Raw genomic sequence first — 12,292 nt, forward strand, 5'->3', positions numbered from 1 at the left:
GGGAGGGGGTGCGGGCGTCGCGTCGCGATCAGCGCGACGCCCGCACGTGTGAAGCGACTAACCCTTGAGAGCGGTTGTCACATTTTTCAGGGCCGCGTCCCACGCACCTGCCGCGGGCTCTTCACCGTTCTCGACCTGGTTTATGACGTTCTGGATAGCCGTGTCGATGATCCGCTGCTGCGGACCCTCGTAGATCGGCTTGATCGCCTTGACACTCTTGGCGTAGATCGGACCCACCGGCGCGTCACTGAAGAACTCGCTCGTGAAGTCCTGAATGTCAGCGGAGTCGTACAACTCCGGCGTGGACGGGAAGTTGCCGTGCGCCTGGAAGATGGCCAACTGCTGTTCCGGCGACATCAACCACTGGATGAAGGCGAACGCCTCCTCAGGGTGTGCGGACTTCGCGGGGATGGTCAGCTGGCTGCCGCCCCAGTTGCCCGCGTCCTCGGGAACGGCTGCGACGTCCCACTTGCCCGTGGTGCTGGGAGCCTGCTGCGAGATGTAGGTGGTCATCCAGGCGGGGGCAGCCAACACCGCGAAGTCGCCGTTGTTCATGCCAGCATTCCACTCCTCGCTGAACGACCCCGTCCTCGATGAGATCGGCACGGCGTCCAGTGCGAGATCGAACGCCTTACGCACCTGCTTGTTCTTGTCATAGACCAGATCGGTCTCGTCATTGCCGTAGTACATCTCGTCGCCCTGGCGCACCACCGCGTTGTAGATGGAGTTCGATACGTTGTCGACCATGCCCTTACCCGTGGCGGCCTTGTAGTCCTCCCCAACCTTGATGAAGTCGTCCCACGTCGGCCACAGTGCGCTGACCTCGTCGCGATCGGTGGGGAGTCCCGCCGCCGCGAAGAGATCGGTGCGATAGGCCATGGCGAGTCCGCCGACATCGGTTGGGATGCCGACGACGGCGCCGTTCGCAGCGACACCCTGCTCCCAGCGCCAATCGAGGAAGCTGTCCTTGATGTCCTCGGCGCCCAGGGTGTTCAGATCGATGAAGTTCTGCGGTTGCGCCTTGAATTGCGCCATGTACCCGATTTCGATGGCCGCGACATCCGGCCCCTTTCCGCCGGCCAGCGCCGTGGTCAGCGACTGTGCCTGCTCGTCAGCGCCGCCCGCATTCGTGACCTTCAGGGTGATGTTGGGGTTTTCCTCCTGGTACTGGGCAAACGCCTCGTCCAGGCCCATTCCACCGAAGGTCCACACGTTGAGCGTGATCTTGCCGTCGGCCTGATCGCCGCCGCCTGCTGATGCACAACCTGCCAGGAGGGCAAGAGCTGCGCCCCCCGCCAGGATTGCTGTGATCTTCTTCTTGGCTTTCATCTGTTCTTTTCCTCCACGGTGAGGTGATTGGGGACTTTATGGGCTTCATCCGGTGCGCATCGTCAAAATCTCGTTGAGGAAGCGCTTCCTTGATGAATTGTGACCACCATAAGGGAATTTTTACGGGATGACAACCCCTGAGGAAGCGCTTCTTCGGTATGTTGGTGGGACTGAACGTGAGAGGCATACCGCCGAACGGCAGATGCGGGAAGATGAGCACATGGTCACACTCGATGACGTTGCCCAACAGGCCGGAGTCTCGCGCACGACTGCCTCGCGTGCAATGAACGGAATCCACACTGTGCATCCCGACCGCGTAGCGGCCGTACTCGAGGCGGCCGAGATGCTGGGGTTCCGGCCCAACCCAGCGGCGCGATCACTCGCGCGCGGACGACACGATTCGGTGGCGCTCATCGTCCCCGAGGCCGATCTGTCTCAAGGTTCGAACGCTTTCTTCTCCATAGCGCTCCACGGCGCCATCCGGGAGGTGGCCAAATCGCAGCAGCAACTGGTCATGATCCTCCGCGCGGACGGTGAGCCCGACGAGAAATTCCTTAGATACATAGAGTCCAGTCACATCGACGGCGCGCTGGTGATCTTGGAGGCTCACAACACGGAGCTCCCCCGCCTGCTCGCTCGAACGGATATTCCGGTGGTTTATCTGGGGCGTCCCGTCGATTCGGCGACTCAGCCAGTGTCGTATGTGGATGCCGACAGTGTCGGCGGAGCTCGATTGGCGGCCGAGGGCCTAATCGGTGCTGGCTGTCGAAAACTCGGTGTCATTGCCGGTCCGGCGAGCATGGGAATCACCGTGGACCGTCTCGCCGGATGGACGGCGGCCCTCGACGAGAGCGGACTCGATTCTCGGCTCGTCGAGCACTCCGACTTCCTCACGACGGGAGGTGCGGCGGCGATGCACACCCTGCTCGATCTCGAGCCGGATCTGGACGGGCTCTTTGTGATGTCCGACCTCATGGCCGCCGGAGCCCTCTCGACGCTGCGCGCCAGGGGCCGCCGGGTGCCCGAGGATGTATCCGTGATCTCGTTCGACGACACGGTCATCTCCACGATGGTCGAGCCGAAACTGACGACCATCCGTCAGCCGGTTGAAGAACTTGGAGCACTCATGGTGCGAGCGCTGGGCGACCTCATTTCCTCTACCGACGGCGCGCCCGTCAGGATCACGCTTCCGACCACGATGGTGTGGCGAGACTCGGTGCGAAGCTGATGAATCCACTCACACCAGGCCTTCTGTCACTCGATCCTGCATCCATCGCCCACGGGTGTAGACATGTCGTGAAACCGAATGTCAGCTGAGAGAAGGAGATCCGGTGCAGGTCGATAGCCTTTCGAGCCTCCCACTGTGGATGATCGTCGCGCTGGGCGTCGCCGTCGCCGTGCAAATCACCCTCAATGTGATCGCCTTGATTGATCTGTACCGCCGTCCGGTGGCACAGGTGATGCTGGGCAACAAGTGGGCGTGGGTGGCGATCATCCTTCTCGTCAACTTTCTCGGCGCCATCCTCTATTTCGCCGTGGGTCGCGCACGCACCCCACAGATCGTTGAAACCGCGGCCACTCGACGCGAGACTCCTCGGAGCGTCGCTGACTCGCTCTATGGCACCCGCGACGGTGCCGAATCGGAATGAGCGACGCGATAGCGGCTACCGCTCTGAGCAAGGCCTTTGGGTCGAAGCTCGCTCTCGACAACGTCGACCTCACTGTCGACGAAGGGTCGATCTTCGGGTTCCTCGGCCCCAACGGTGCGGGCAAAACCACGATGCTGCGGTTGTTGACCGGTCTGGCGCGGCCGACCAGCGGCAGCGTGAGAGTGCTCGGGCACGACGTGACCTCAGCCGGCAACTCCGTTCGCGCCGAGATCGGGTTTCTGCCAGACGTGCCGGCGTTCTACGACTGGATGACGGCCGAGCAATTCCTCGACTTCGCTGGGGGCCTGTTCGGTCTCAGAGGCGCCGCTCAGCGCGATCGAATCGAGATGCTCCTCGACCTCTCCGGCCTGGGTGGAGTCACGGCCAGAATCGGCGATTACTCACGAGGGATGAAGCAGCGCCTGGGTATCGCGCAGGCCTTGATCAACGCGCCCCGGCTCTTGCTTCTCGACGAGCCCACGAGCGCGCTCGACCCGATCGGGCGCAAGGAAGTGCTCGATATGGTCGCCTCGCTGCGGGGCCGCACGACCGTGTTCTTCTCGACGCACATCCTCGGTGATGTCGAGCGGGTGTGCGATACGGTCGCCATTCTCGACCGCGGTCGCATCGTGGCGCACGCGCCCATCGACGACCTGAAGCGGCAGTACGGGCAGCACAAGATAGTGATTCAGGTCACCGAGGGTGCGCAGATGCTCGCCGCCGCCATCGCGACGTGCGCCTGGGCGGCATCGGCCGCGCAAGGATCGCATGACACGATCGAGGTCGCCGTCTCGGATATCGAGGCCGCACGGCGTGAGATTCCCGCGCTGGTCGCATCGCAGGGCACCGGGCTCGTGCGCATGGAGGCGGGAGAGATGGGCCTGGAGGAAGTCTTCGTCGAACTGGTGGGGGGTGCGCGCTCATGAATGCGTACCTACAGTTCGCCACGAAGGAGGCCAGAGAAATTGTCTACACCTGGCGAATCTGGGTGCTTCCGGCGATCATGCTCTTCTTCGCCATCAGCGGACCCGTCGTGGCCCGATTCACTCCGGAGATCATCGGTGCGGTAGGCGGGGCAGGGCTCGACCAACTCGTGCTCCCATCGCCAACTTATCTCGATGCGTACAGCGGGTGGATCAAGAACCTGTCGCAGATCACGCTGTTCGCCATCATCATCATTTATGGCGGCATCGTTTCGTCGGAGCTGCGGAGCGGCACCGCGCTTCTCGTACTGACCAAGCCGGTGTCGCGCACCGCCTTCGTCGCGGTGAAAGCCGTCGTGAACTGCGTGTTCGTGTCGATGCTGCTGGGCGCTGGCACGCTCGTGACGTGGGCAATCACTGCCGCGATTTTCGGGCCAGCTCCTCCCGGCCCGCTGTGGTCGTCGGCGGCGATCTGGCTCGTGCTCGCCATCCTGTTCATCGCCATCATGACCTTCCTGTCAGTCGTGATTGGATCGGCCGCCGGGGCATCGGGGGGCGGGATTGGGGCATTCGTGCTGCTCTCGGTTGCGGCAATCTGGACGCCGCTCAGCGACTACTCCCCCGCCGGGCTCGCCGTGCACGCCGCAGCCCTTGCCGCGGGCGCGTCGACGCCATCGCTCGTGTGGCCCGTCGTCACGTCCCTGACGGTTTCCCTCATCCTCGTCGCAGGGGCGGCGGCCCTGTTCCGGAGGAAAGAGCTGTAGCGCGACCGATGCTCAGCGAATCGCGGCCACGATCGCCATGCGAGCCGCATCGCCTTCGGGCATCGGGAGGATCGGGTAGTTGTGCAGCATTCCCTGGCCCTCGTGATAGTCGACCTCGAGGCCGGCTTCGGCCGCGAGCGGCAGGAATCGCATGGCGTCGGCGTGCACAATGTCGCGGGTTCCGCTGAACATGGTGATCGGCCCGAGCCCCGTCAGGTCACCGTGAAGCGGGCTGACGCGCCAGTCGCCCTCCCCCAGTTCGTCGCGATAGAGCTTTCCGGCCGCGTGGGTTCCCGGCACGGCCAACCACGGGTCCGTCGGGGCAATGACCGCGAGCATCGGATCGGTGCCGCTGATGTCGAGCCAGGGCGCAATGAGCACGGTCCGGTGCAGCGGCGGAAGCTCACGGTCGCGAAGCTCCATCGCCACGGCAAGCGACATTCCTCCACCCGAAGAGTCACCGATGATGCTGAGGTTCTCAGCGCCTACCTCGGCGATGAGCGATGCCGCAAGGTCCGCGACCGCCGGCACGACCACGCTGGCCGTTCCAGCTGGCGCGAGCGGCATGATGGGCACGATGACGGTGATGCCAGCCTCGACCGCAAGATTCGCGATGAAGGTCCAGTGCACGGGGTCGATCTCGTAGACGTAGCATCCACCGTGCAGGTAGATCGCCCTGGTGTCGGGCTGCCTGCCTTTCGGCGACAGGGAGAATACCGGCCAGCCGTCAACGTCCCGGCGCGCGACGTCGACCTTCGCCGTCAATCTGGACGGCGGCGCGAATGACTTCGGTTTGCGCTGCAGCCTGGCGACGCTGTCGAGGGTGCGCTGCGCAGTACTGAAGCCACGCTTCGAACCACGCAGGGTGATGACCAGAGGCGCGAGCCTGCTCAACAAGCTCGCCATGACGGTCAGCCGTCGATGCGCTTCAGAACGTGAATCGGGATGAAGACACCGAGGCACGACAGCAGGAGGCCGGCCATGAAGACGGCGAATTCGGCACCCTCAATGTAGAACGCCGAACCCATGACGTAGAAACCTGCCACGAAGAGGCCCAGCGAGATGACGAAAGCGACGATGTTCACGTCTCCATAATAGCTACGAGCTTCCCTGTCCCGAGCACGCCACCACCCGCTCTCCCCAGTTTGGGGCGAACTTATCTGTGATCGCGTCGCTCCCAGTACCCTGAGCCACGATGAATAACTACCTTCCTTTCGTGGGTTTCGTGCAGTTTCCCCGAAACCCTCGCGACCTCACCAACCAGGTGTGCCCCGCCTGCCTGGTCGATCGTGTCGGCGAGGTCTGCGGCAGCTGCGGGCTCAACCTCGCGAGTCCGCTGGTCGCTCAGCTCGACTCTTCATCGGAGGATGCCTCGGCCGCCCTCGACCGCCGGCTGCAGATCATCGGGCGCATCCGGCACGATGCGGCGCAGGCTGAGGCACCGGCCCAGCCCGGCGTGCCGGCGGTTCCGGCAGACGTCGCCGCACCCACGACAGCGCCCGCACCCCCGACAGCTCCCGCGCCAACCCCCGTGCACGCCGCCGAGGCACCCGCTGCCGAGCGTCGTCACCTCGGCGTGCAGGTCATTCTGCTCATCGTCGGCGTCTCGTTGTTGTCGATCGGCGCGATCTTTTTTCTCGTCTATGCCTTCATCACGTTCGGCTTGGTCTGGCGATCCATCATCATCGTCGGGGTCACGATCGCCGCGATCATCGGCGCGACCCTGCTGAAACGACGTCGGTTGAGAGCCACGGCCGAGGCCATCTCGGCCCTCGGCGTGGTGTTCGTCTACCTCGACGTGTTCGCGATCCGGGCGAACGCGCTGTTCGGCGCAGACGCCGTCAATGGCCTGCTGTACTGGGGCGTCGCCCTGCTTCTGTCGTCGGTCGGCTTCGCGGTATGGCACCGCTTTTCCGGGCTCCGGCTGCCCAACATCATTGCCTTCGCAACCTTTGCGCCGGGGCTTGCACTGCTGGTCGGCGGGGCGACAGACGGCGTCGACGAGGGGCTGCGCATCTTCGCCAGCTACATCGCCCTGGCCCTCGGCAGCCTCACGCACGCTGCGGCGCGGCATCGGATCGAGCGGGCCATCGTCGCGTGGCTCGGCATTGTCGGGCTCGTTTTCGCGGGGCTCGTCAGCCCCCTCCTGCCTGGCGGAGACGCGTCCCCCGCAATCGGTTTCGGCCTCGTCGCCATCGCCGCCCTCGCTCAGGTGGGCCTGATCGTTCGGATCGGATCCCCCATCGCGGCGGGTCGCACTGCTGCGGCTATCGGCGGCGCAGCAGCGGCGAGCACCACCTTCTTTGTCGCGCTGCGAATCGACGACCAGGCAATCTGGGCGTTCTGGCCTCTCGTCGGCGCGACCGTCGTCGCGCTTGGGCTTGAGCTGGTCTCCCGCGGGGTCCGCTCGAGCAGCGCCGCGCCGTTCGCCCGCACGGCCATGTACTCGGCCACAGGGTTCATCGTGGCGACGCTGCCGTCGCCCGCCGTCTATTCGTTCGAGCCGACCGCGTCTCTTCTTGCCTCGGCAGCACCGAGATGGTCCACCACTGGCGGCACACCGATACGGCTGCAGCCCGAGAGTGCAGCGGCATTGCTCGCACTGCTCGTCGTGGTCGTGCTCGCCGCGGCAGCATGGGCCATCGCGGGCACCATCGATGAGCGACTGCCCGTCATCCTCGTCGTCGGCGGCGCAACGCTCCTGCTCGCTGTTCCCCTGGCTGGCGTGCTGTGGGCAGCGGTTGCCGCCTGGCTGGCCGTCGCCGCCGCGGGGCTCGTGGCGCTCGGCTTCGCCCGCACGCGCGACTGGAGCCCTGCCATCCGCATCACCATCGCGAGCACCTCGCTTGCTGGGATGGTGCTGGCTTACATCTCGTCATGGGCGAGTATCGACACGTGGTGGTACGGCTCCGTGGGGGTCGTTGCGCTGCTGGTGGCATCCCGTGCGGTCATCGACACCCCGGTGATCCGTGCGGCGACCCTGGGGCTCGCGAGCGTTCTTGCGTTCGTCGCCATCGCGGCCGAGGGCTTTCACATCAACGAGCGATTCGCTGCGGGTCGTGGCGCTTCCCTCGAGTCCGTGCACGCGGTGGCGCTTCTTGCCATCCTGCTGCTGATTACTTCCGCCCTGCTGGCTCGCCGGCTGTCGCTGGTCGAAACCAAAGTGCTGTTCTGGATCCCGCTTCTCGCGGCCACAGGTGCCGGCGCGATCAGTTGGTGGACTGGAGCCGCTTCGGGCGTAGAGCACACCGACGTTCTCGTTCTGCCCTACAACCCCACCACGACACTGCTGGCGCTGGGAATGATCGGTGCTCTCGTGCTCTGGCGGGTGGCGCGCCCGACCGCGGCGTACCGTGTTGAGAAATTCGCTGCGTCAGTGCTCGTGGCGCCGACCGCTGCCTGGGCCCTCGATTCGCTGGCACGCTGGGCATCCCTGCCGAGCTTTGTCCAGACCATCGCCCCCAGCCTGGCCGCGCTGATCGTCGCCGCGGCCGCTCTGGCGGTCACGGTGGCGCGGTCGACGGCCCGGCTCCCCCTCGAGATCGGCGCTGTGATCGTCGCGGTGCCCGCCGTGCTGCTGGCGCTGGGGCAGGATGCCACGTGGCTGGTGCTCGTCATCGCCGCCGTGACCGCGCTCATGCTCGCCATCTCACCCGACGGCCTCATCTCTTCGTTGAGCCCACGAAAGCATCTGGGGTGGCTCGCACTGGCGCTGGCAGTCGGCGGATTATGGTGGGGCCTGAACGACGCCGCCTTCACCGACGTGGAGCTCTACGTGCTCCCTCCGGCCGGAGCGCTGCTTCTCATTGCGCTGCTCGGCTGGCGCGCGACCCGCACGGCTGCAGTACGGTCGGCGGCGCCGCCCCTGATCGCACTCGGCGGCCTGCTCGTCGCCATCCTGCCGATCGCCGTGGTGGCCATGACCGGGCCCACGGTGCGCACGGTCAGCATCGCGGCATCCTGCGCGGTCCTGCTGCTGGCCGCCAGTCTCGCTGTCAGGCCACCAGCGCTGCGGCCCTACCTCGACGGCGCGGCGATCGCTGGCGCTGTCGGGCTGGTCGTCGCCGGGTTTGGTCGTGCTGCGGTGATCGCACTCACGCCGGTCAGGGATGACCTCCAGCTGGACGTGTGGATAGCCGCAACCGTCGCCGCGCTTGTCGCCGCCGCGATCCTCCAGGCCAGACTTCCCCACGAGAAGACTCACCGCAGACGCACCGAGATTGGCGAGGCCGTCATCGCGCTGGCCATCGGGGGCGTTGTCATCATCGAATTCTCCGTGCTCGACAACGAGCTCATCGGCACGGTGAGAGCGGTGACTGTACTGGTCGTTCTCGCGGCGACGTTCGTCGCGAGCCTGCTCATCGACCGCGCTCCCTTCACTCGGGCCGTCGGATGGGTGGCGCTCGTCGGCGCCACGATCGTCGGGGTCTCGGCCATCACCGTTGACGCCATCGATCCGCTGGAGTGGGTCACCGCCATCATCGCCGCGGCATTGCTCACGGTGGGTGCCGTTCAGATGCGGAGGGAGCCTACGCGAGGCAGTTGGCCGTGGCTGGCACCGGGCCTCCTCGTGCTGATCGTCCCGTCCCTGCTGGCGACCTTCACCGATGCGCCCATCTGGCGTCTCGTCGGGCTCGGTGTGGTGTGCATCCTCGTGATCCTCGTGGGAGCCCTGCTCAGGCTCCAGGCCCCGCTGATCATCGGCTCCGTCGTCGTGCTCATTCACGCGATCCGCACGTTTGCGCCGCAGATCATCGAGATCTACCAGCTCACCGAGTGGTGGATCTGGGCGGTGGCCGGCGGTGCGGTCATCCTGTTCGTCGCGATCACTCTCGAACGACGCATCCGTGACCTGAGATCGGTCGGAAGCAGGATCTCGGCGCTGCGGTAAGCGGCGACGGCGCTTCGGTCAGCGCTGCAGCCAGGCGAGTACGGCGAGAACTCGTCGATGATCTGACCCCGAATCGTCCAGCCCCAGCTTCTGGAAAATGGATGTCACGTTCTTCTCGACCGCGCCAGTGCCGATCACGAGCGCGGCACCCACCGCGGCGTTGGTGCGCCCCTCGGCCATGAGCGCGAGCACGTCATGCTCGCGGGGAGTGAGCGTCGCCAACGGATCATGGCGGCGGCCCAGCAATTGCGCCACGACCTCAGGGTCGAGAACGGTGGCTCCAGCGGCGATGCGCTGAACTGCATCCTTGAGCTCGTCGAGCGACGCCACCCGGTCTTTCAGGAGGTATCCGATTCCGCCCCGGCCCGACGACAGCAGCTCCTGGGCGTACGCGACCTCGACGTACTGTGACAGCAGCAGAATGCCGAGCCGCGGTCGCAGCACACGCGCGGCAATCGCCGCACGCACACCTTCGTCACGGAACGTGGGCGGCATCCTGACGTCGAGGATCGCGACGTCAGGATCGAGCGACTCAAGTTCCGCCAGCAGGGCAGCTGCGGTGCCATACGAGCCGGTGACGTCGAAGCCAGCCTCAACAAGCACCCGGATGAGGCCCTCGCGCAGCAACACCGAGTCGTCAGCGACCACCACACGCAACGTCGTCATGGGTCAACACTGGCACGGCTCATGCCGGAGTCACCCCGGCATTCGCGGGGATGTCTGCGGTGATGACAGTGGGTCCGCCCGCAGGACTACTGAAGTGCAGCGTTCCGCCGAGACCCCGCAGTCGCTCCTGCAGCCCTGCGATGCCGTGACCGACGATGGAGAATGCTCCACCGACGCCGTTGTCCGTCACCGTCATCCGCAACAAGACCTGCGACTCGGCGCCCGACGCGAGCGAGACAACAACCTCGACAGCTGTCGCGCGGGAATGCTTGGCGGCATTCGCCAGCGCCTCGCTCACGACGAAATAAGCGTTCCGCTCGATTTCCTGCGCAAGTTCGGTGCCTGCTGGCAACTCGTCGACGATGCGCGTGGGCACAGTGCTGCGGTCTGCCGCCGATTCGAGCGCAGCGATCAGGCCGCGGTCGAGAAGGATGGGCGGCGCGATACCGCGTGAGAGCGCCCGGAGTTCCTCAAGGGCATCCTTCGATTGCTGCATGGCCTCGGCAATGAGCGCGCGAGACTTTTCGGGATCAGCGTCAAGCTGGCGTTGTGCCGCGGCGAGATCCATCTGCAGCCGAACCAACCGCTGCTGGGGTCCGTCGTGGATGTCGCGCTCAAGCCGACGCAGCGAGTGGCCCTCGGCGGCGTGAGCGGCACCCCTCGATTGCTCGAGTGTGACGACCTGGCGCTGCAGAGCGTCCGACTTCCACGCGCCGAGCATGCCGCGGGCGACGAGCCAGTGCAGTGAGATGAGCGCCCGGCTCACGAAGGGAAGCGTGGCGGCGAACACGAGGCCCAACGCGAACAACAGCAAGCTGTCTGTGGCGCGGAAGTCGAGAGACGCGTCGGGGAACAACCATTCCGACACATACCAATCCTCATCCGGGCTTATGAACAGGCTCCAGAACCAGTTACTCAGCCCGCCAAGGGCGAGAGACAACCAGACGACCATGATCGTCCACGTGACGACCTTGAGGATGAAGTCGACGATCATGGTGTGCAACAGGTAGAGCCAGTAGTGCCCGTTGCCAAGCACGGCCCGAAGCCAACCGAAGAACCCTGACGCGGCACGGGCATCCTGCCACTCCGGCTTCGAGATGGGCCGGCGCCCGGCCCAGGTCAGGAACATCACGTCGAGAGTTCCGAAGCCGCGAGCGACGTACAGCGCCCCGATGATGAGAATGACGCCGATGAAGAAGGTGACGAGCGTGCCGATTCCGGTGGAGAACAGGGTGATCACGATGACGAACCCGGTCAACGCAATCGGGAAAGCAATGAGCAGGTATGCCACCTCAGCGGGCAGCCCGCGCCAGAGTCGGCCGTAGCCGGAGGCCCTGCGAGGCGCGGGCGGGGTGGTCATCGTGTCATCGCGGATGGTGTCACGGTGCAAGTCTGTCGCAATCATGTTCCCAGACTCGCGACACGCGCGGATTCGGGCCAGCGGGCAGGCTCACGAAAGGCTGGTGGGGTTAGCCCCCGCGCCCACGATCACCAGCCCACTTAGCGTTGCCTCAGCTTGCTTGCGGAATATCTCTGGGTCACTAGCGTTTACTGCAGATACACAAATTAGGAGTCTCCCCATGACTGAAGTTCAGGCCGTTCCCCAGACATCAGCTGACCCGGATGTCACCTCCGGCGTTGCGCAATTCCTCGGCCCGGTCGTCACAGACCTCACGGCGCTGTCCGTCGACGGCAAGCAGGCGCACTGGCACGTTCGTGGCGCCAACTTCCAGGCCATTCACCTGCTGCTGGACGACGTGGTAGACCGCGTCCGTGAGTACGCAGACACTGCAGCGGAGCGCGTCGTTGCACTTGGCCTTCCCATCGACGGCCGCATCCAGACCGTGGGCGCTCGCGCGACCACCCCGGCACTGAGCGCTGGCTTCCAGCAGTCAGACACCGTGATCGCTGAGATCATCGCCGGCATCGACGCGACACTCGTCACGGTTCGCACCGCGATCACCGAGCTCGCAGAGCTCGACCCGGTGAGCCAGGATGTTGCGATCGAGATCGCCCGCGGGCTTGAGAAGGACCGCTGGTTCCTCTTCGCGCACCTCGCCACAAAGTAGG

Annotated in this window: 11 protein-coding genes; 6 read left to right on the forward strand and 5 right to left on the reverse strand. The window is 65.3% G+C overall.

Features of this window, described 5'->3' with window-relative positions; translation table 11 throughout:
• Positions 1-57 precede the first annotated feature (57 nt).
• Positions 58-1,329 (reverse strand): ABC transporter substrate-binding protein, encoded by a 1,272-nt coding sequence (locus QMG83_RS09850; protein WP_283505188.1) that lies wholly within the window; start codon positions 1,327-1,329, stop codon positions 58-60.
• 220 nt (positions 1,330-1,549) lie between these two features.
• Between QMG83_RS09850 and QMG83_RS09855 the strand changes: the two genes are divergently transcribed.
• The 4 genes from QMG83_RS09855 (at position 1,550) to QMG83_RS09870 (ending at position 4,665) form a co-directional block, all read left to right on the forward strand.
• Positions 1,550-2,557 carry a LacI family DNA-binding transcriptional regulator gene (locus tag QMG83_RS09855; protein WP_349357778.1) on the forward strand — a complete coding sequence of 336 codons (1,008 nt, stop codon included), beginning with the start codon at positions 1,550-1,552 and terminating at the stop codon, positions 2,555-2,557.
• A 103-nt stretch (positions 2,558-2,660) separates the two neighbouring features.
• Entirely contained in the window at positions 2,661-2,978 is a 318-nt protein-coding gene (locus QMG83_RS09860; RefSeq protein ID WP_283505189.1) for a PLD nuclease N-terminal domain-containing protein, read from the forward strand.
• Complete coding sequence (locus tag QMG83_RS09865; protein WP_283505190.1) at positions 2,975-3,904, forward strand: ABC transporter ATP-binding protein; 930 nt, start codon at positions 2,975-2,977, stop codon at positions 3,902-3,904. Before QMG83_RS09860 ends, QMG83_RS09865 begins: the two co-directional genes overlap by 4 nt.
• Complete coding sequence (locus tag QMG83_RS09870) at positions 3,901-4,665, forward strand: ABC transporter permease (RefSeq protein WP_283505191.1); 765 nt, start codon at positions 3,901-3,903, stop codon at positions 4,663-4,665. The genes QMG83_RS09865 and QMG83_RS09870 overlap by 4 nt, the downstream gene beginning before the upstream one ends.
• A 12-nt stretch (positions 4,666-4,677) precedes the next feature.
• Here the strand turns inward: QMG83_RS09870 and QMG83_RS09875 are convergent, their stop codons facing one another.
• Together QMG83_RS09875 and QMG83_RS09880 are read right to left on the reverse strand one after the other, a co-directional pair.
• On the reverse strand, positions 4,678-5,571 hold the full coding sequence (locus tag QMG83_RS09875; RefSeq protein ID WP_283505192.1) for an alpha/beta hydrolase fold domain-containing protein: 894 nt from the start codon (positions 5,569-5,571) through the stop codon (positions 4,678-4,680).
• A 5-nt stretch (positions 5,572-5,576) separates the two neighbouring features.
• Complete coding sequence (locus QMG83_RS09880) at positions 5,577-5,750, reverse strand: hypothetical protein (protein ID WP_283505193.1); 174 nt, start codon at positions 5,748-5,750, stop codon at positions 5,577-5,579.
• A 110-nt stretch (positions 5,751-5,860) separates the two neighbouring features.
• Between QMG83_RS09880 and QMG83_RS09885 the strand changes: the two genes are divergently transcribed.
• Positions 5,861-9,556: an SCO7613 C-terminal domain-containing membrane protein gene (locus tag QMG83_RS09885; protein WP_283505194.1), complete on the forward strand. Its 3,696-nt coding sequence runs from the start codon at positions 5,861-5,863 to the stop codon at positions 9,554-9,556.
• Positions 9,557-9,574: 18 nt separating this feature from the next.
• Here the strand turns inward: QMG83_RS09885 and QMG83_RS09890 are convergent, their stop codons facing one another.
• On the reverse strand, positions 9,575-10,222 hold the full coding sequence (locus QMG83_RS09890) for a response regulator transcription factor (protein ID WP_283505195.1): 648 nt from the start codon (positions 10,220-10,222) through the stop codon (positions 9,575-9,577).
• 19 nt (positions 10,223-10,241) lie between these two features.
• Positions 10,242-11,627, reverse strand: coding sequence for a sensor histidine kinase (locus QMG83_RS09895; protein ID WP_283505196.1), 1,386 nt, complete (start codon positions 11,625-11,627; stop codon positions 10,242-10,244).
• 175 nt (positions 11,628-11,802) lie between these two features.
• On the opposite strand from QMG83_RS09895, the gene QMG83_RS09900 reads away from it, so the two are divergent.
• Positions 11,803-12,291, forward strand: a complete 489-nt coding sequence (locus QMG83_RS09900) for a Dps family protein (RefSeq protein WP_283505197.1) — start codon at positions 11,803-11,805, stop codon at positions 12,289-12,291.
• Position 12,292: the final 1 nt, after the last annotated feature.

The sequence above is a fragment of the Salinibacterium sp. G-O1 genome, assembly GCF_030063305.1.
GTDB lineage: Bacteria > Actinomycetota > Actinomycetes > Actinomycetales > Microbacteriaceae > Rhodoglobus.

Excerpts from the sequence above, each read along its gene's own strand:
- QMG83_RS09865 (WP_283505190.1), top strand. The coding sequence starts at position 2,975 with ATGAGCGACGCGATAGCGGCTACCGCTCTGAGCAAGGCCTTTGGGTCG.
- QMG83_RS09855 (WP_349357778.1), top strand. The coding sequence starts at position 1,550 with ATGGTCACACTCGATGACGTTGCCCAACAGGCCGGAGTCTCGCGCACG.
- QMG83_RS09895 (WP_283505196.1), bottom strand. The coding sequence starts at position 11,627 with ATGATTGCGACAGACTTGCACCGTGACACCATCCGCGATGACACGATG.
- QMG83_RS09900 (WP_283505197.1), top strand. The coding sequence starts at position 11,803 with ATGACTGAAGTTCAGGCCGTTCCCCAGACATCAGCTGACCCGGATGTC.
- QMG83_RS09870 (WP_283505191.1), top strand. The coding sequence starts at position 3,901 with ATGAATGCGTACCTACAGTTCGCCACGAAGGAGGCCAGAGAAATTGTC.
- QMG83_RS09875 (WP_283505192.1), bottom strand. The coding sequence starts at position 5,571 with ATGGCGAGCTTGTTGAGCAGGCTCGCGCCTCTGGTCATCACCCTGCGT.
- QMG83_RS09890 (WP_283505195.1), bottom strand. The coding sequence starts at position 10,222 with ATGACGACGTTGCGTGTGGTGGTCGCTGACGACTCGGTGTTGCTGCGC.
- QMG83_RS09850 (WP_283505188.1), bottom strand. The coding sequence starts at position 1,329 with ATGAAAGCCAAGAAGAAGATCACAGCAATCCTGGCGGGGGGCGCAGCT.
- QMG83_RS09885 (WP_283505194.1), top strand. The coding sequence starts at position 5,861 with ATGAATAACTACCTTCCTTTCGTGGGTTTCGTGCAGTTTCCCCGAAAC.